Here is an 18,878-nt window from a genome sequence, read left to right as displayed (position 1 = left end):
CCGCCCGGGCCGTGCGGCTCAATATAGGGTCGCCGCCCTGGCCGCGACAATCCGGAATCCGCATCGTCCGATCCGCGTTCCGGATCGCCGTGTCGCGAGTCGCTCGTTGCCGGGCCGCCGTCGTTATCGACACTCGATCCGGAAATTGCATCGCCATCGCCGATATTGGTATTGGTCACGCATCGCCGGGCTGATTACAGTGCTGCATGCCTCGCGCCCACCGAGGGCGGTGCACGGCAACGACGAACGCGCGATCGACGATGGAACCGGCCAAGGCCGGCCACGCGATCGACGGCGACGAACAACAACGGAGACATGAATGGACGACCCGGCAATCCTGCTCGGCGATGCGATTCGGCGCGTCACGCGACGGCTGCTGCCGTTCCTGCTGCTGATGTACGTGATGGCCTTTCTCGATCGCGCCAACGTCGGCTTCGCCAAGGCGCAGTTCCAGCTCGACACCGGGGTGTCCGACGCGGCCTACGCGTTCGGCGCGGGCATCTTCTTCGTCGGCTACGCGCTGGTGGAAGTGCCGAGCAACCTGATGCTCGAACGCGTGGGCGCGCGGCTCTGGATGTGCCGGATCATGATCAGCTGGGGGCTGGTGTCGGCGGCCACCGCGCTGGTGCACGGCGAGACGGCGTTCTACGTGCTGCGCTTCCTGCTCGGGATCGCCGAGGCGGGCTTCTTCCCCGGCGTGATCCTGTATCTCACCTACTGGTTTCCGCGCCAGGTGCGCGGCAAGGCGCTCGGCCTGTTCTATTTCGGCGCGCCGATCGCGTTCGTGGTGGGCTCGCCGCTGTCGGGGCTGCTGCTCGATCTGCACGGCGTGGCCGGGCTGCGCGGCTGGCAGTGGCTGTTCCTGGTGGAGGGGCTGCTGGCCAGCGTGGTGGGCGTGGCCGCGTGGTTCCGGCTCGACAACGGGCCGCGCGACGCGCGCTGGCTGCCGGCCGCCGAGCGCGAGGTGCTGGTGGCCACGCTCGACGCCGAGGATCACGCCAAGCGCGACCACGGCCCGGCCTCGATCCGCCAGGCGCTGGCCGACCGGCGCGTGCTGCACCTGAGCGCGGTGTATCTGCTGATCCAGATGAGCGTGTACGGCGTGGTGTTCTATCTGCCGTCGCAAGTGGCCGGGCTGATGGGCCGCAAGCTCGGCTTCGAGGTGGGGCTGGTAGCGGCGCTGCCGTGGCTGTGCGCGCTGGTGGCCGCCTACTGGGCGCCGGTGCTGGCCGACCGCAGCGGCCGCCATCGCCAGATCGCCGCCGCCACGCTCGCGATCAGCGCGGCCGGCATTGCCGCGTCGGTGGCCAGCGCGCAGCCGGCGCTGTCGCTGCTGGCGCTCTGTTTCGCCGCCGCCGGCTTCATCGCCGTACAGCCGGTGTTCTGGGTGCTGCCGGCCTCGACGCTGCGCGGCAGCGCGGCTGCCGCCGGCTTCGGCCTGATCAATTCGCTCGGTGCGCTCGGCGGCTTCGTCGCGCCGAACCTCAAGCAGGCCGCCGAGACCGCGTTCCATTCATCGTCGGCCGGCCTCTACACGCTCGCCGCCACCACGCTGGCCGCCGCGCTGCTGGTGCTGGCCGTGCGCCGGCAACCCGCGCCGAGCGGACGGCCGCACGACGAGCCGCAGGCGCGGCCGCGCTATTCGCCGTGAGGCGGCTCCCTCTTCGAGGCGCGCGGCGGCCTCGCCCTGCACGCCGCTCGCTGTCATTCATTCGCTAGTTCGCACTCCGGAGGAACATCATGTCGGTCCCCACCATCAAGCAGATCCGTGCCTACACGCTCCGCGGCGGCGGCGCGGATTACCACGACCAGGAAGACGGCCACTGGATCGACGACCACATCGCCACGCCGATGGGCCGCTACCCCGAATACCGCGCGAGCCGCCGCAGCTTCGGCATCAACGTGCTCGGCACGCTGGTGGTGGAGGTGGAAGCCAGCGACGGCACGGTGGGCTTCGCCGTCACCACCGGCGGCGAGCCGGCCGCCTATATCGTCGAGAAGCATCTGGCGCGCTTCGTGGAGGGCGCCAAGGTGACCGACATCGAGAAGATCTGGGATCAGATGTATTTCGGCACGCTCTATTACGGCCGCAAGGGGCTGGTGCTCAACACCATCTCGGGCGTGGATCTCGCGCTGTGGGACCTGCTCGGCAAGGTGCGCGACGAGCCGGTGCATCAGTTGCTCGGCGGCGCGGTGCGCGACGAGCTGCAGTTCTACGCCACCGGCGCGCGGCCCGACCTGGCCCAGCAGATGGGCTTCATCGGCGGGAAGATGCCGCTCCATCACGGCCCGGCCGAGGGCGACGAAGGGATGCGCAAGAACCTGGAGGCGCTGGCGGCAATGCGCGAGCGCGTCGGCCCCGATTTCTGGCTGATGTGGGACTGCTGGATGAGCCTCGACCTGAACTACGCGACGCGGCTCGCCCACGCGGCGCAAGCGTACGGCCTCAAGTGGATCGAGGAAGCGCTGCCGCCCGACGACTACTGGGGCTATGCGGCGCTGCGCAAGGCGGCGCCGCCCGGCATGCTGATCAATACCGGCGAGCACGAGGCCACCCGCTGGGGCTTCCGGCTGCTGCTGGAGATGGGCTGCTGCGACGTGCTGCAACCCGACGTGGGCTGGTGCGGCGGCGTGACCGAGCTGATCAAGATCTCGGCGCTGGCCGACGCGCACGGCGCGCTGGTGGTGCCGCACGGCTCGTCGGTCTACAGCTACCACTTCGTGATCACGCGCCACAACAGCCCGTTCGCCGAGTTCCTGATGATGGCGCCGAAGGCCGACCAGGTGGTGCCGATGTTCCATCCGCAATTGCTCGACGAGCCGGTGCCCGAGCGCGGCCGGATGCGCGCCTCGGCGCTCGACAAGCCCGGCTTCGGCGTGCGGCTGAACCCCGATTGCCAGCTCGCGCGGCCTTACACGCACTGAGCGCACTGAGCGCGGCGGGCGCGCGGCTTGCTGGCGGCGGGTTGCCGAATGCGTCGGCCGGCCGGCCCGGCGAGGCCGCCGAGCCCGCACGCGTCGCGCCACGAATCCTCAGTACGGCGTAGGATCGTAGCGCCGTGCCGCGCCGCCCGGCTCCGCCTGACTTCCGACTTCTGAATTATTTCGCAGCCCCTACCGATTTCCGGAGACACCGCATGCCACCGTTGCCCCCGCTCGACAATCCGTTCAAACACGCACTCGCCGCGCACACGCCGCAACTCGGCACCTGGAACAGCTTCGCCAGCAGCTACACCACCGAAATCATCGCGCAGACCGGTTACGACTGGATGCTGGTCGACGGCGAGCACGCACCGAATTCGATCGAGACCATCCTTCGACAATTGCAGGTGCTGGCCGCCTACCCGACTCAGCCGGTGGTGCGCACCGTCGATCACGACCCGGCGCGCATCAAGCAATTGCTCGACATCGGCGCGACCACGCTGATGGTGCCGATGGTCGAAACCGCCGAGCAGGCGGCGGCGCTGGTGCGCGCGATGCGCTACCCGCCGGGCGGCTTTCGCGGCATCGGCGGCGCGCTGACGCGCGCGACGCGCTGGGGCAGCGTGGGCGACTACCTGGCGCGTGCCGAATCGGCGCTGTGCCTGACCGTGCAGATCGAATCGCGCGCGGGGCTGGAGAACGTCGAGGCGATCGCCGCCACCGAGGGCGTGCACGGTCTGTTCATCGGTCCGGCCGACCTGTCGTGCGCGCTCGGTCATCCCGACGACGCCGGCCACGACACCGTGCAGCAGGCGATCCGCCACATCATCGAGGTGTCGCGCCGGGCCGGCAAAGCCGCCGGCATCCTCGCGCCAGCCGAGGACGCGGCGCGCCGCTACCTCGAATGGGGTGCGAGCTTCGTGGCCGTGGCGATCGACATCGTGGCGCTGCGCGACGCACTCGACGCCGCGCTGGCGCGCTTCCGCCCGGCCGGCGCCGTGGGCGCGGCGGCGAAACCGGGCGCCAAGGGCGCCTACTGATTCGCGCTGATTCCCAAGCCAACGACGACGCAACGACCTACCCCGATTCCAGCCAGGAGACGACCATGTCCAGCACTCCGACGCAATACCAGCAGTACATCGACGGCGAATTCGTCAGTTCCACCGAACATTTCGAGGTCCGCAATCCGGCCACCGGCGCGGTGCTGTCGCACGCGCCCGTGGCCAGCGTTGCCGATCTCGACCGCGCGATCGAGGCGGCGCGACGCGCGCAGCCGGCCTGGGGCACCCGCCCCGCCATCGAACGCGCCCGCTTCCTGAACCAGATCGCCGACCTGTTGCGCGCCGACGTGGCGCGGCTGGCCGACATCATCGTCAGCGAAGGCGGCAAGATTCGCGGGCTGGCCGAGGTCGAAGTCAACTTCACGGCCGATTACCTCGATTACATGGCCGAGTGGGCGCGCCGCATCGAAGGCGAAATCATCCCGAGCGACCGCGCCAACGAAACCATGCTGCTGTTCCGCAAGCCGATGGGCGTGGTGGCCGGCATCCTGCCGTGGAATTTCCCGTTCTTCCTGATCGCCCGCAAGATGGCGCCGGCGCTCATCACCGGCAACACCATCGTCATCAAGCCGAGCGAGGAAACCCCGAACAACTGCTTCGAGTTCGCCAAGCTGGTGGCGAAAACTTCGCTGCCGAAGGGCGTGTTCAACGTGGTCGGCGGCAAGGGCGACGTAGGCGGCAAGCTCAGTGCGCATGCCGGCGTGGACATGATCAGCTTCACCGGCAGCGTGGCCACCGGCCAGCGCATCATGGCCGCCGCCGCGACGAATCTGACCAAGCTGAACCTGGAGCTGGGCGGCAAGGCCCCGGCCATCGTGCTGGCCGACGCCGATCTCGACCTGGCCGTGACGGCGATCCGCAACTCGCGCGTGATCAACACCGGGCAGGTCTGCAACTGCGCCGAGCGCGTGTATGTCGAGCGCAAGGTGGCCGATGCGTTCATCGAGCGCATCAGCGAGGCGATGCGTGTGACGAAGTACGGCGATCCGGGCGCGGACGCGTCGGTCGAGATGGGGCCGCTGATCAATCAGGGCGGCCTGGACAAGGTGGCGGCGAAGGTGGCCCGGGCTGTCGAGCAAGGCGGCACGGTGGTGACGGGCGGCAAGCTGGCCGACCTCGGCCGCGGCTTTCACTACGAGCCCACCGTGATCACCGGCTGCCGCGAGGACATGGCGATCATGCGCGAGGAAATCTTCGGGCCGGTGCTGCCGATCCAGATCATCGACGATCTCGACCAGGCCATCGCGCTCGCCAACGACTGCGAATACGGCCTGACCTCGTCGGTCTACACCACCAACCTGAACAAGGCCATGCACGCGATTCGCGGCCTGTCGTTCGGCGAGACCTACGTGAACCGCGAGAACTTCGAGGCCATGCAGGGCTTCCATGCCGGTGTGCGCAAGAGCGGCATCGGCGGCGCGGACGGCAAGCACGGCGTGTATGAATACACGCACACGCAGGTTGTTTATCTGCAGACCTGAGCGATCGGGCCGCGCGGCAGTGGCGGCGCCAGGCGTTAGCGGCGGCGCCAGCGCTCGCGTTCGCGCGAGCGCTCGTCGAGCCGCGCCACGTCCGCGTCGAACGCCGCATATTGCGCACTGCAAAACAGTTGGCAGAGCCGGTCGACATCGGCGCGCGATTCCACGTCGAACGTGACGACATCGCGCTCGATGCTCGGCTTGCCGAACCCGAACCTCGGCTTCTTTTCGCGCATCGCCACGGCGTTCAGTTGAAAATCCTGGCCGAGATCCGCGCCGAGCGCGCTGATCCACAATTCGCGCTGATCGCCGGTGTGGCGCAGCACCAGCGCGGGCAACGGGCCGCTCTGGTCGACGTCCCACAGCGCCAGTTGCGCCGCCCACGGAAACTGCTCCAGCGCACCGATGAACCCGGCGTAATCGGTCGGGCCTTGCGGGTCCAACCGGGAATAGTCGTCACCGGTTTTCTGAATCGCGTAAGTCAGCATGGCCAAGTTTCCGGGAATGGAAATCGCCACTATACGCCGCCGGCTCAGGCCGCCAAGCGCTCTGACGACGCGAGGTAGCGCGCGATATCCACCTCGTCGATCTGCTCGGGCAGCATGAAGCGCCGCGCGTAATCGAGGTGCACGCCCGAGCGCAGGAACAGGCCGAACAGCTCCGCGTCGATATGCTGTGCTTCGCACATCGACGCCATGATCGCGATCGCCTCGGACAGCGTCTTGCCGCGCTTGTAAGGCCGGTCGCCGGCCGTCAGCGCCTCGAAGATATCGGCGATCGCCATCATCCGCGCGAGCGGGCTCATCTCGTCGCCGCGCAGCCCCTTCGGATAGCCGGTGCCGTCCATCTTCTCGTGATGGCCGCCCGCGATTTCGGGCACGTTGCGCATGTGACGCGGAAACGGCAGTTGCGACAGCATCATGATGGTCTGCAACATGTGCTCGTTGATCTTGAAGCGCTCCTCCTCGGAGAGCGTGCCGCGCGACACCGAGAGGTTGTACAGCTCGCCGCGATTGAACAGCAGCTCGGGCACGTGCATCCGGAAGCCCCAGCGGTTGTCGGGCGAGCCGAACGGCGTGGCCGCACTCTCGCGCTCGATGCGGTGCTCGGCCTTGTCGGCCAGCAGCGGTTCGCGCACCGGCAACGGCCCGCGCGGCGTGCGCGCCTGGCGCTTGCGCTCGTCCTCGGACACGCCGAGCCGATCGTCGAGCGTACGCCGCCAGGTGCGTCGGCCGATCCGTTCGAGCCGCTCGACCCGCGCCGGGTCCATGAACTCGCCGCCCTCGTTGCAGGCCGCCACGAACGCGAAATCGTCGTCGATCTCGCGCAGCAGCGCATCGCGCGTGCTCGCGGCGCGCTCGCGATCCATGCCGGCCTCGACGGCCTTCAGGTAAGCGATTTCCGTCTCGCACTTGAGCACCTCGAAGCGCATGCGGATTTCGTGAATTCGGTCGTACAGCGTTTCGAGCTTGGTGGCCTTGTCGATCACGTATTCGGGCGTGGTGATCTTGCCGCAATCGTGCAGCCACGCCGCCACATGCAAGGCCTCCCACTGCTGCGCATCGAGATCGAAATCGCGCCACGGGCCTTCGTGCGTGCTGCACGCGGCCTGCGCGAGCATCTTGGTCAGCTCCGGCACGCGGTTGCAGTGGCCGCCCGTGTGCGGGCTTTTCGCGTCGATGGCCTTGGCGATCAACTGGATGAACGATTCGAACAGCGCGCGCTGCATCTTGATCAGCTCGCGCGTTTCGATCGCGCTGACGAACAGCCCGGTCAGCTCGGCGATGAACGACAACTGCATTTTTTCGAGCGGCTTCGAATGCAGCAGCACGAACGCGCCCACCAGCACGCCCTCGCGGTTCACGAGCGGCACCACGGCCGCATCGCCCGCGCCGAGCCGGAACTGCGAGAAGCCGGCCTGCAGGATGTCCGGGTTCGACAATTGCCCGGCGAGCGCACGATTCTCGGCCAGCGCCGAGCGGATCAGCGCGGGCGCCGTGTCCACCGCGAGCGGCTTGAGCGTTTCGTTCACGGCCTCGCGCCGCGTGTCGCGCGCGGCGGCCGGTTGCAGCACCGTGCCGTCCTCGCTCGCCAGATAGAGCACACCGGCATCGGCGTGCGCCTCGGCCAGCATTTCGGTCAGCAGCATCGGCATCAGCCGTTCGAAATCGGGCTCGGCGGCCACCGCCTGGATCGTGTCGAGAAAGCGCCGGATGGTGCGCTTCATCTCCTCCATGCGCGCCGCCAGCCGGTCGATCTCGCTGATATGCGTGGTGGCGATCTCGCCGCCCGGCGCCAGCTCGAAGCGGCGCACCGTGTCGGCCTGGGCTGCGAGCTTCTTCAGCGGGCGCGTGATGATCGCGCCGAACCACCATGTGACCGGCACCGACAGCGCCAGAATCGCCAGCGTGACGATGCCGACCATCAGCCGCCGCTCGTCGGCCTCGCGCAGCAAATCGCGCTGGCGGATCGCGGAGGTCAGGTAAAGCGGCGCGACGTCGTCGAACGCGAGCCGGCTCGCCGTCATGTGCCACGGCTCGTCCTGCGCCTCGACCACGCTGGCGTGCCAGCCCGCGCGGCCGACCTCGCGAATGCTCGCGACCATGCGCGCCAGCACCGACACCTGCGCCATTTCCTCGCTGCTGGCGAGCTGATCGGCGTCGTCCGTCGCGCCGTGCACCGGCCCTGCCTGCCAGGTCGAGGCCACCAGTTGGCCGTCCGCGCCCAGCAGCGCGAAGCTCAGGCCCGGCAGGGTGTTGCGCGCGACGAGCGTTTGCTGGAGCGTGTCGAGGTTGATGTCGCAGCCCACCACCGCGCGGCCATCGGGCGCGGCGAACGCCAGCGTGGTACCCACTTCGCGCACCGACGAGAACACATAGGGCGCGGTGCGGATCAAGCGCTTCTGCTCGATCGCCTGTTGATACCACGGACGCATGCGCGGATCGAACGTGGCCGGATACTCGGCGCGCGTCACATCCGCGATCACATGCAGATCGGCGTCGAAATAGATGAAATGCCCGGCGGCGGGCTTGACCGAATGATCAATGGTTTGCAATGCGAAACGTGCCGCGTCGGGCGCTTGCAGGCCGCGGCGTTGCACGTCGTTGCGAATCGCGCGAAACATGAAGAAATCGCCGTTCGCATAACCGATGTAAATGTCTTCCATGCCCGGCGACGCGAGCAGGATGGCGTGCAATGCACCGAGTACGGCCATTCGCTGCGCGGTGGAATGCGTGCGCACGATATGTCCGTAGGCCAGGGTTTTCACCGCGATCGACGCCGGCGTCAACATCCTCTGGATTTCATTCGCGGTCTCACGGCTCATGTCGCGCACCAGATTCGCCGAGTGATCCTCGAGAATCCTGCGTGAATGATCGTAATCCACCGCGCTGATCAGGCCGCCGATCAGCAACACGACCACGGCAATGAACACCGAGACGTGCAGCCGAAAAGGCAGATGCCAGCGTCTGGCCATCAGCATCCCCGGTGCGTATTACTTCTTGTTGGCTGGTCTATTCAAGTCATTACCGGTTCTTTATCCGGCGTAAAAATCCCGGCCAATATACAGGCGACAGTATTGGCGTACAACCGCGCGAACATGACAAAAATCGGGTTTCAGCATGCGTTCGATAAAACCGGTTCGAACGCGGATTTTCAACACGCCGAAACATCAATTTTTCATAATGCCGTGAGTCGGAAAAACCATACCGCCATCACGCCACCATTGCGCGGCGCGCGCCGCGATGCTATAAAGCGGCGTCGGAAAAGGCAGACTTGGTCTGGTAAGCCCAAGTCCTTTCGGTAACGAAAGCTCTGGTCTTTGGCCTCGTGCCGGGATCCCCGCGACGAACCCGGCGCCGCCCAGGCGCTCACCGGTTCGTCCGCGCGGTGTCCTGGCTCAGGAACGCTCCGGTCGAACCTCGACAACGGAGCTTTCCATGCACCACCCTTCCCTTTCGCTTTACGACGTCGTCATCGCGGGCGCCGGCCCGGTCGGCCTGTTCCTGGCCGGCGAACTGCGCCTGCACGGCTGTTCGGTGCTCGTGCTCGAACAGGCCGATGCGCCTGATTCACTCAGTTCACCTGATTCACCGCTCAAGCGGCTGCCGTTCGGCATGCGCGGCCTGAACGCGCCCACGCTCGACGCGTTCCACCGCCGCGGCCTGCTCGACGCGATCGTCGCCGCGCAGCAGGCAGGCGACGCGGCGAACCGCGCCAAGGCGTCCGCGCATTGGCAACGGCCGGGCAACGCGGCGCACCGCCCCGGCGGCCATTTCGCGGGGATTGCGTTCCATCTCGACGAGATCGATGCGTCGGCCTGGCCGTATTACTTGCCCGGCCCGGCCGGCTATACGCTGGCAGTCGAACTGGCGGCGCTCGAAACCGTGCTGGCGCGGCACGCGAGCACGCTGGGCGCCGCGCTCCGATACGGTTGCCGCGTCGACGGCCTGCACGACGATGGCGACGCCGTGACCGTTCACACCACCGGCGGCGAGACGTTCCGCGCGCGCTGGCTGGTGGGCTGCGACGGCGGGCGCAGCACGATCCGCAAGGCGGCCGGCTTCGATTTCATCGGCACCGATCCCGAGTTCACCGGCTATTCGGTCGAAGTGGAACTGGGCGGTTCGGCCGCGTTCGCCGCGCTGCGCCCCGGCCGTCACGCCACGCCCTATGGTATGTACACCTATGCACCTCCGGGCACGATCACGATGGTCGATTTCGACGGCGGCGCATGCCAGCGTCTCCAGCCGATCACCGCCGACCATGTGCAAACCGTGTTGCGGCGCGTGACCGGCCTAGATCTCACGGTCGAGCGGCTGCATCTGGCCGCCACCTGGACCGACCGCGCACGCCAGGCCGGCGCGTATCGCCAGGGCCGCGTGCTGCTGGCCGGCGATGCCGCGCATATCCACTCGCCGCTCGGTGGCCAGGGCCTCAATCTCGGCATCGGCGACGCGATTAACCTCGGCTGGAAGCTGGCCGCCACGCTGCGCGGCGACGCGCCGGCCGGCCTGCTCGACAGCTACGCGAGCGAGCGGCACCCGGTGGGCGCACGTGTGCTCGACTGGTCGCGTGCGCAGGTTGCGTTGATGCGGCCCACGGTCGGCACGCGCGCGCTGGCCGACGTGATCCGCGATCTGGCCGCCACGCGCGACGGCGCGACGTATTTCGCCGAACGCGTGTGGGGCATCGCGCTGCGCTACGAGCTCGGTGGCGCGCATCCGCTGGTCGGCTGCAGCCTGCCCGATTTCGCGTTGCACGACGGGACGCGAGCCGGCAGCCTGTTACGCGACGGGCGTGGCCTGTTTCTGGAATTTGCGGCGCGCGCCACGGATGCGGACCCGGCGCGTGCCGCGCTGTTGGCGGGCTGGCGATCGCGCGTGCGCCATCTCGTCAGCGATGCGAACGATCGGCTCGGGTTGCGCGCCGTGCTGGTGCGGCCCGACGGGTTCGTGGCTTGGGCGACGGACGCTGCTGTCGATGAAGGCGCGTTGGAGGAGACGCTTCGGCGCTGGTTTGGTGAAGCGGCGGATGCGACGGCGGACTAGCCGCCGAATCCCTTGCTCAAGCCGCCGCGAATCCGGTCAGCCGCCGCCATATCGCCTCCGCGCCATCCGCATCGACATCGCGGTTGCCGCGCCAGGCGATCACGCGATCGGGACGGATCAGCACCAGCGCGCCGCCATAGAGCGCTTGCGCCGGCGCGTTCGACACGTCCATCACGTCGAGCCGCACCGCACGGCGTGCCGCCGCGCGCACGATCTCGCCCGCCTCCGCGCCATCGAAGCGCAGCAACGTGAAGCCCGTGCCGAACCGGTCGTAGATCGAACTGCCCACCCCGCGCCCCGCATCGATCCAGAAATGCGGTGCGCGGCCGCCCGGCACGCCCGAGGGTTGGTAGTGCCGATAATCGTCGGCGGGCGGTGCGGCGTCGCCGATCACGATCGGCGAGCCGTCGACGCGCGCCCCGAGATGCACGCCCATCGAATCGAACTGATCGGCGAAGCCGGCCAGCACGGCCCCGAGCTGCGCGCGTTGCGCCGCGCCGGCGGGTGAATCGTGCTCGATGTCGGCGGACGTCTGCACGGCGCCCACCCGGCGCGACAACTCGCGCGCCGCGGCCACATTGCGTTTCGCGACCGGCAAGCGTTCGAGCGCGTAGCTGTCGAGCAACGCCGGGCCGCCCCATCCTTGCAGCGTCGCGGCCAGTTTCCACGCCAGGTTGGCCACGTCCTCGATGCCGGTGTTCATGCCGAAACCGCCGGTCGGCGTGAAGACGTGCGCGGCGTCGCCCGCCAGGAACACGCGCCGGTCGTGCAGGCGCTCGGCCACCAGCGCCGCGCCGGCCCGCCACGCACGGGTGTGCACGACCTCGACCGGCACGGCCTCGCTGCCGCCGATGCAGCGATGGATAGTTTCAACGATCTGCCGGGCATCGGCGGGCGCGTCGCCGGGCGGCGCCTGCGTGAACATCAGGAATTCACCGTGACCGTCCAGCGCGATCAAGGTTGCGCGCGCATCGGGATTGCTGATCCAGTACTGGAACGCCCGGCGCTCGCGCAGACAGCCCGCATACAAGGCCGGCGCACGGAAATAGGTGGCCAGCATCCGGCCGCCGAAATACTGGCTGCCGATGCCGTCCGGGCCCTCCAGCGCGATGCCCAGTTCATCGCGCACCATGCTGCGCGCGCCGTCGCAACCGATCAGGTAATCGCACTCGAACGTCGATGCGCCGAGCGCGGCGTGATTGGCGCGCAGCGTCACGCCGCCCGCGTCCTGCCGGAACGTCTCGACATGCCAGCCGGGCCGGTAATCGATGCCGGTTTGCGTGCGGATGTGCTCGGCCAGATGCGCCTCCACCTGCATCTGGTTCGCGCGCAACACCGGTTCGGGCACCTGATCGAGCGGGCCGCTGTCGGCCACCGCCTGCCGCTTGTCGCGTTCGGACGGCATCGCGAGCCGCGCCAGCTCGAAACCGGCGAGCCGCGTCAGGTAGCGTACGTCGGTCGGATGCGCGTCGGGCAGGCCGAGCCGCCGAATGCCGGCGGCCAGCCCGAGCTGCCGATACAACTCCATGGTGCGGGCGTTGTGGGTGCTGCCGCGCGGGCCGTTGCGCGTGGCGGCCTCGGTATCGAACAGCGTGACGGCCACACCGTGACGATCGAGCAGCAGCGCGGCCACCATGCCCACCGGCCCCGCGCCGACGATGGCGACATGTGCGTTCATGCGTGGCCAGCCTCCATGATGAGCATCGCGGTGGCCGGCAGCGGCGTGACCTTGCGCAGCGCCAGCCCGGCTGCGGCAAACAAGGCCTCATATTCGGCCAGCGTGCGCTCGCGGCCCGGGGTCAGCATCAGCATCGTCAGATCCATCAGGGATGCGAACGAACCGGCCGCCGCCGCATCGCCGGCATCGGGCAGCGCCAGTTCGATCACGGCGACGCGGCCGCCCGCAACCAGCCCGTCGCGGCAGTTGCGCAGGATTCGCACGCACGATGCATCGTCCCAGTCGTGCAGGATGTGCTTGAGCAGATACAGATCGGCGTCGGGCAGCGGCGCGAAGAAATCGCCGGCCACCGCCCGCAGGCGCGTGCCCAGGCCCTGCAGGTCGGCGGCCGCGCGCGCATCGTCCACCACGTGCGGCAGATCGAGCACGACGCCTTCGAGCGCCGGGTTGGCCGCCATCAGCGCGCGTACCAGCGTGCCCGATGCGCCGCCGAGGTCCACCGCCACGCGGGTGCCGGCGGTATCGACGAGCCGCGCCGCGTCGGCCGCCACGAGGTTCGTCAAGGCGCTCATGCCGGCCGAGAACACCGCCGCCTCGTTGGGCTCCGTGCGGTAGTGATCCCACAGCTCGCCGCCCAGCGTCACCGCCGTTTGCCGCCCGCCGGAGCGCACCGCATCGACGGCGCGCCCCCACGGCAGCCAGTGCCCCGGCATCGCCACCGCCATCGCGTAGCCGCGCAGCGAGCCGGGGCCGCTCGCGCGCAATGTGTCGAGCAGCGGCGAGCCGGAATAGCGGCCCTCGGCATCGCACCGCACGAGGCCGAGGGCCGCGCCGGCCCTCAGCAGCCGCGTCAGGGCATCGGCGTCGGCGCCCAGGCGGCGCGCCAGTTGGTCGGGCGGCAACGGCGCGGCGTCCAGCGCCTCGGCCACCGACAATGCGGCAAACGCATGCACGACCTGCGTTTTCCATGCGCCGGTAATCAATTCGAGCATCTCGGCCGGGGCGTTCATCATGCCTCGCTCCGTGCGGCGCGACGCAGCCCGAGCGATGGCTGGGTCACGAGGCGGATGTCCTCCAGCGTGGTGTCCGCGCCTTCGAGGCTGCGCCACGGCCCCCACGACACCGACACGTCCAGCGTATGCAGGTTGGTGGTGGGCACGCGCGCAGCCTTGGCGTCCTGCTCGGCCTCGGCGGCGTCGAGCAGTTGCTGCGTCAGCGCGCGCGTATCGATGTCGTTGGCCTCGTGGATATCGCTCAGGCCCGCGCTGATATCGGTGAAGTTGCGCACCGGCTCGTCGTGATGCGTGCTCGCATGCACCAGTTTCTGCGCGCTCCAGAAATACTCGTCCTTGCCCTTGTACGACTGATACATGCGCGACACCAGCACCAGCATTCGCGTATAGGCGCGCCGATAGATGTACTCGAAGAAGCGCCAGCCCTCGCCTTCGTCGATTTCCTGCTTCACGACGCTGTTGATGGCTGCCGCCGCGATCATGCCGCTGTACTGCGCCAGATGCACGCCGGTGGACAACAGCGGATCGAGGAAGCAGGCCGCGTCGCCGACGATCATGTAGCCCGGCCCGCAGAATCGGTCCGATACGTACGAGTAATCCTGCTCGACCTTGACCGGCGCGACGCGCGTGGCCTGTGCGGTGACGCCGCGAATCGCCTTCGACTGGCTCAGGCGGTCGAGATAGTAGGCTTCGAGCGAATCGAAGCCGGGCCGATCGCGCAGAAACGCGTTGCGGTGCGTGACCAGGCCCACGCTGTAGCGATCGTTGCCGAGCGGAATGTGCCACCACCAGCCATCGGGCGCGGACACCACGTTGATCGCGCCTTCCGGGCTGTCGGGCAGCAGCTCCGCCCCGGTCCAGTACGACCACACCGCCACGTTCTTGAAGATTTCGTGTTGCTGGCGCATGTCGAAATGCTGCTGCGACAGCAAGCCGTGGCGACCCGAGGCGTCGATCACGTAGTCGAAATCCACGCGCTGCGTCACGTCCTCGCCGCGCCGCATCCATTCGGCGGCCACCGCGCGCTCGCCGTCGAACACGATACGCTTGACCGTCGCGCCCTCGATCACCTCCACGCCCTGCTGCTCGGCGTTGCGCAGCAGGATGTCGTCGTAGGTGGCGCGATCGACCTGCCATGACCAGGCATCCTGATCGACCAGCTTGCGCCAGTCGAGCACCCATTCGTCGTCGGCCCAGTGGATCAGCGCGCCGCGCTTGATCTGAAAGCCGTACGCCTTGACCGCCTCGTAGGCGCCGGACAGCTTGAGCGTGGCCTGGCACGAGGCCAGCAGCGATTCGCCGATGTGATAGCGCGGAAACGTGTCGCGCTCCAGCAGCAGCACGTCGTGGCCTTCCTTGGCCAGCAGCGCCGCCGCGGTCGAGCCGCCGGGGCCGCCGCCGATCACCAATACCTGTACGCGTCGATTCATGATGAAACTCCTCGTTACTTCAATGCAGAGGCCATGAGCAGGACCCCGAACGATCCGAGCACCGCCGCCCCGGCACGCGCGATCCACCGCTCGCGCCCGGTGCCGGCCGCGGCCTTGCCGAGTGCCGCGCCGAGCAGGATCCAGGCGATCGACAGCGGCGCCAGGATCGCGACGAAGCCGAGCAGATAGAACGCCACGTGCGGGCTGTCGAACGGGATCACGTTGATCGCGAACACCAGCGCCTTGGGGTTCAGCAGCGTGGCAACGAACACGCGGCGCGGCGCGATCGGCCCGGGGCCGATCCGCTCGGCCTGATCGCCGCGCCCGCTGCGAAACAGCGTCCAGGCGAGGTAAAACAGATAGGCCGACACGGCCACCCGCAACACCCGCGCGAACTGCGGCCACTGCGCCAGCACCGGCTTCAGCAACAGCCCGACCGCCAGGATCGCGATGCCGTAACCCAATGCCTCGGCCAACGCCAACGGCAAGGCGCGACGCAGGCCGAGGGTCGCGCCGCCGGTGGCCAGCAGCGTGTTGGTCGGCCCCGGCATGGCCAGGATGGTCATCACGGTCAAGGTGAAGAGAAGCGGTTGGATCACAGCCGGGGCTCCGTACTCATGGATGGTTGGGCCGTCTCAGACGGCGGTGGGGGTGGTGATGCGGCGCAGCCCGAGCGACGGCGACGTGACCAGTTCGAGCCGGCTCACGCTGGCATCCTCGCCGCTCAGGCTGAACCAGTCGCCGAACAACGGCTGCATGTCCAGCGCCGTGATGTCCGACGGCGCCGAGCCTTGCAGGCTGGTGTCCTGCATGGTCTTCGCTTCCTGCATCAGCACGTCGTTCAGGATGCGGGTATCCACGTTCGCGGCTTCGTCGATGTCGGTCAGGCCGGTGGTGATGGTCGTGAAATCGCGGATCGGCTCGACCTTGCGCGCCGATTCGTGCACCAGCTTCTGCGCGTTCCAGAAATAGTCGTCGGCGCCCTGATAGCGCTCGTACATGCGCGACACCAGCACCAGCATCCGCGTATAGGCGCGCCGATAGACATATTCGAAGAAGGCGCGGCCTTCGGCTTCCCGCACGTCGCCTTTCGTTGTACTGATGATCGAGGCCGCGGCGATCATGCCGCTGTATTGGGCCAGATGCACACCGGTGGACAGCAGCGGATCGAGGAAACAGGCGGCATCGCCCACCAGCAGGTAGCCCGGCCCGCAGAAGCGTTCCGCGACATACGAATAATCCTGCTCGACCTTGACCGGCGCCACGCGCGTGGCGTTGCGCGTCACGCCCTGGATGGCCGGCGATTGCGCGACGCGGGCCAGGTAGTAATCCTCCAGCGAGTCGAAGCCGCGCCGGTCCGCCACGAACTTGTTCTTGTGCGTGACCATGCCGATGCTGTAGCGGTCGTTGCCGAGCGGAATGTTCCACCACCAGCCATCGGGCGCGGACACCACGTTGATGCCGCCTTCCGGGCTGTCGGGCAGCAGTTCCGCGCCGCTCCAGTACGACCACATCGCCACGTTCTGGAACACCTCGTGTTGCTGGCGCATGTCGAAATGCTGCTGCGCGATCAGCCCGTGGCGGCCCGAGGCGTCGATCACGTAATCGAATTCGACGCGCTGCGTGACGTCCTCGCCGCGCCGCGTCCATTCGGCCGCCACAGCGCGCTCGCCGTCGAACACGATGCGCTTGACGCTCGCACCTTCGATCACTTCCACGCCCTGCTTCTCGGCATTGCGCAGCAGGATGTCGTCGTAGGTGGCGCGATCGACCTGCCACGACCAGATGTCCGGATCGACGAGCTGCCGCCAGTCCAGCACCCACTTGTCGTCGCCCCAATACACCACGCCGCCGCGCTTGATCTGAAAGTCGTGCGCCTTGACCGCCTCGTACGCGCCCGACAATTTCAGCGTCGACTGGCACGACGCCAGCAACGATTCGCCGATGTGATAGCGCGGAAACGTATCGCGCTCCAGCAACAGCACCTCCAACCCGTCCTTGGCCAGAATGGCCGCCGCGGTGGCGCCGCCCGGGCCGCCCCCGATCACCAGTACCGCAACTCGCTTGTGCATCGCATGACTCCTCTCAGAATGGACGACAGGGACACTGTTCGTTGCGTGCTCATGATCGAAGAGCGCCCGTGCCTGAAACACCGCACCGGTTCGTTCTCGCTACCCTCACAGAACAGCGCCACGCCGCCGCGTATTCCATCTTTTTTCAGATGAATGCCTAACAAAATGAGCACGCGTGCGAAGGCCACTCGCCGTGCCTGCGATGTCGTAAAGGAAATGAATGCCGCGTGAGGTGGTGTGGAAAGCGCTGCTATACAGGCAGCAAGATCGTCCGCGTGGAGTCAGCCGGATCGCCTGGATCGTTGTGGAATGGCAGCGTCGTCATTCGTTGCGGGCGCAACCGGATTGCCATGCACGGTGCGCACGCTCGCGTTGGTCGGCATGAGCGTGGCCTGCCTGTTGTTTCCGGAAATGGTTGCGCCCGCCACGGTAACGGCTTCGCTTGACGAGGTAGTGGAAAGCGCGCTTGTGTGCGTCGGCCGGATCGGCCTGCTGGCCGCGTTCCTGATGCCGACCTGTTCTGTGTCGCGCGAATCGGGGATGACGGGGTTCGTTCTGACGATCCGGTCGCGGCGGCTGGCCGCCGCAACGCCGGATCGCACTCACGCAGCGCTAACTGCGTTTCACAAGCACTTCAGCGCCACTTCCGGCCGAACGAAACGGTACGACTCCGTGATCAGTTCGTCGACCTTCAGGCATTCGCGCTGCCGACGCGCCGCCTCGCGCATCGTGTCATCGATGTTGACGTTCAGCGCCTGCTGACGCGACGCGAAATCCGGGTCGCCTTCCTTGACCGGCACGCGCGAATTGGCCAGCTTGGCCGCCGCGTCGGTGGCCAGTTGCGGCCGGTCGAGCACGCGATGCACGTCGCGCTCGCTGCGGCGGTCGTTGCTGCGGATCGTGAAATCCGCCTGGTCGACGCGCCCGCTCGGGCTGTAGAACACCGCCGTCGCCAGCCCCTCCAGCGCGCAATCCTCCTCCTTGCGGCGATGCACGAGCTCGCGCGCCGGTCGCTCCGGCAAGGCCAGCCGCGTGATGCCGCGATCGTTGAGCGCGCCGAGAATCTCCTGGTGATCGTTCGGCACGCACACCTCGCGGCGCGCCGGCCAGAAATCGAAGTAACCGTAGCCGCCCCACCATTCGCCCACATGGATCGCGAAAATCTCCGGGTAAATCTTGCGTTCCTCGCGCCGGCTCGGCTTGACGTCGTAGAAACACATGCAGGCCACCTGGATCAGGTGCGTCGCGCCCAGCGCGGCCAGCGGATCGTAGATCAGGATGCCGAAGCGGTCGTGCGGGTTCCAGTCGGGGAACACGTTCCACTGATTGGCCGGCTTGCCGGCGAACTCCACTTCGTAGAAATCGGAACTCAATGCGCTGATCACATGCATGGCCTTGCCCTTTCCTGTTTCGAGTGCTGTCGGACCCATCACGCCCGGGGAAAAACGGTCCGGCGTAGTACAGCATGGCGCGCCGAGACGGCGCAAGGCGCGGCCGACCGGCCCTGCCCCGCGCGTCGCTCCGTGACAATCTTTTTGTCCGAATCCGTCGTTTTTTGATCGAATCCGTCGATTTTTGTGCAACGCGGCATCGGCCCCATTTACAATTGCAAACGATTCTCGTTATTGAAATGAATCTCATCTACCAACTTTGACCCGAGCCTCAAGCCTTATGC

14 protein-coding genes are annotated in these 18,878 nt (G+C 67.6%); 6 read left to right on the top strand and 8 right to left on the bottom strand.

From position 1 onward, the window contains the following. Nucleotides 1-319 precede the first annotated feature (319 nt). The 4 genes from AB4851_RS25455 to aldA all read left to right on the top strand — a co-directional run bounded on the left by AB4851_RS25455 (nucleotide 320) and on the right by aldA (nucleotide 5,464). Entirely contained in the window at nucleotides 320-1,651 is a 1,332-nt protein-coding gene (locus AB4851_RS25455; protein ID WP_414449290.1) for an MFS transporter, read from the top strand. 89 nt (nucleotides 1,652-1,740) lie between these two features. Next, nucleotides 1,741-2,925, top strand: a complete 1,185-nt coding sequence (gene rhmD / locus AB4851_RS25450) for an L-rhamnonate dehydratase (protein WP_414445272.1) — start codon at nucleotides 1,741-1,743, stop codon at nucleotides 2,923-2,925. Nucleotides 2,926-3,137: 212 nt separating this feature from the next. Further along, complete coding sequence (locus tag AB4851_RS25445) at nucleotides 3,138-3,962, top strand: HpcH/HpaI aldolase family protein (protein ID WP_414449289.1); 825 nt, start codon at nucleotides 3,138-3,140, stop codon at nucleotides 3,960-3,962. 65 nt (nucleotides 3,963-4,027) lie between these two features. Then, complete coding sequence (gene aldA, locus AB4851_RS25440; protein WP_414449288.1) at nucleotides 4,028-5,464, top strand: aldehyde dehydrogenase; 1,437 nt, start codon at nucleotides 4,028-4,030, stop codon at nucleotides 5,462-5,464. Between the two features lie 35 nt (nucleotides 5,465-5,499). Here the strand turns inward: aldA and AB4851_RS25435 are convergent, their stop codons facing one another. Together AB4851_RS25435 and AB4851_RS25430 are read right to left on the bottom strand one after the other, a co-directional pair. Continuing rightward, a complete protein-coding gene (locus AB4851_RS25435; protein ID WP_414449287.1) occupies nucleotides 5,500-5,949 on the bottom strand; it encodes a hypothetical protein in 450 nt (149 codons plus the stop codon). A gap of 44 nt (nucleotides 5,950-5,993) precedes the next feature. Continuing rightward, complete coding sequence (locus AB4851_RS25430; RefSeq protein ID WP_414449286.1) at nucleotides 5,994-8,786, bottom strand: HD domain-containing phosphohydrolase; 2,793 nt, start codon at nucleotides 8,784-8,786, stop codon at nucleotides 5,994-5,996. A 45-nt stretch (nucleotides 8,787-8,831) separates the two neighbouring features. On the opposite strand from AB4851_RS25430, the gene AB4851_RS25425 reads away from it, so the two are divergent. Continuing rightward, the gene (locus tag AB4851_RS25425) at nucleotides 8,832-9,266 is read left to right on the top strand and encodes a hypothetical protein (RefSeq protein ID WP_414449285.1); all 435 of its coding nucleotides are present in this window, start codon (nucleotides 8,832-8,834) and stop codon (nucleotides 9,264-9,266) included. A 133-nt stretch (nucleotides 9,267-9,399) separates the two neighbouring features. Next, the gene (locus AB4851_RS25420; protein ID WP_414449284.1) at nucleotides 9,400-11,010 is read left to right on the top strand and encodes an FAD-dependent monooxygenase; all 1,611 of its coding nucleotides are present in this window, start codon (nucleotides 9,400-9,402) and stop codon (nucleotides 11,008-11,010) included. Between the two features lie 16 nt (nucleotides 11,011-11,026). On the opposite strand, the gene AB4851_RS25415 is transcribed toward AB4851_RS25420, so the two are convergent. The 6 genes from AB4851_RS25415 to AB4851_RS25390 all read right to left on the bottom strand — a co-directional run bounded on the left by AB4851_RS25415 (nucleotide 11,027) and on the right by AB4851_RS25390 (nucleotide 18,594). Next, complete coding sequence (locus tag AB4851_RS25415; protein WP_414449283.1) at nucleotides 11,027-12,688, bottom strand: FAD-dependent monooxygenase; 1,662 nt, start codon at nucleotides 12,686-12,688, stop codon at nucleotides 11,027-11,029. Beyond that, nucleotides 12,685-13,701: a methyltransferase gene (locus AB4851_RS25410; protein ID WP_414449282.1), complete on the bottom strand. Its 1,017-nt coding sequence runs from the start codon at nucleotides 13,699-13,701 to the stop codon at nucleotides 12,685-12,687. The genes AB4851_RS25415 and AB4851_RS25410 overlap by 4 nt, the downstream gene beginning before the upstream one ends. Continuing rightward, nucleotides 13,698-15,131, bottom strand: a complete 1,434-nt coding sequence (locus AB4851_RS25405) for an NAD(P)/FAD-dependent oxidoreductase (RefSeq protein ID WP_414449281.1) — start codon at nucleotides 15,129-15,131, stop codon at nucleotides 13,698-13,700. The genes AB4851_RS25410 and AB4851_RS25405 overlap by 4 nt, the downstream gene beginning before the upstream one ends. Before the next feature lie 14 nt (nucleotides 15,132-15,145). Beyond that, nucleotides 15,146-15,730 (bottom strand): LysE family translocator, encoded by a 585-nt coding sequence (locus AB4851_RS25400; protein WP_414449280.1) that lies wholly within the window; start codon nucleotides 15,728-15,730, stop codon nucleotides 15,146-15,148. A 36-nt stretch (nucleotides 15,731-15,766) separates the two neighbouring features. Further along, nucleotides 15,767-17,203 (bottom strand): NAD(P)/FAD-dependent oxidoreductase, encoded by a 1,437-nt coding sequence (locus AB4851_RS25395; protein ID WP_414449279.1) that lies wholly within the window; start codon nucleotides 17,201-17,203, stop codon nucleotides 15,767-15,769. A 623-nt stretch (nucleotides 17,204-17,826) separates the two neighbouring features. After that, a complete protein-coding gene (locus tag AB4851_RS25390) occupies nucleotides 17,827-18,594 on the bottom strand; it encodes a hypothetical protein (RefSeq protein ID WP_414449278.1) in 768 nt (255 codons plus the stop codon). Between the last annotated feature and the right edge of the window lie 284 nt (nucleotides 18,595-18,878).

It is taken from the genome of Burkholderia sp. 22PA0099, assembly GCF_047497165.1.
Taxonomy (GTDB): domain Bacteria; phylum Pseudomonadota; class Gammaproteobacteria; order Burkholderiales; family Burkholderiaceae; genus Burkholderia.
Note: the sequence above shows the minus strand (reverse complement) of the source record. Positions and strands in the feature narration are given on the sequence as shown.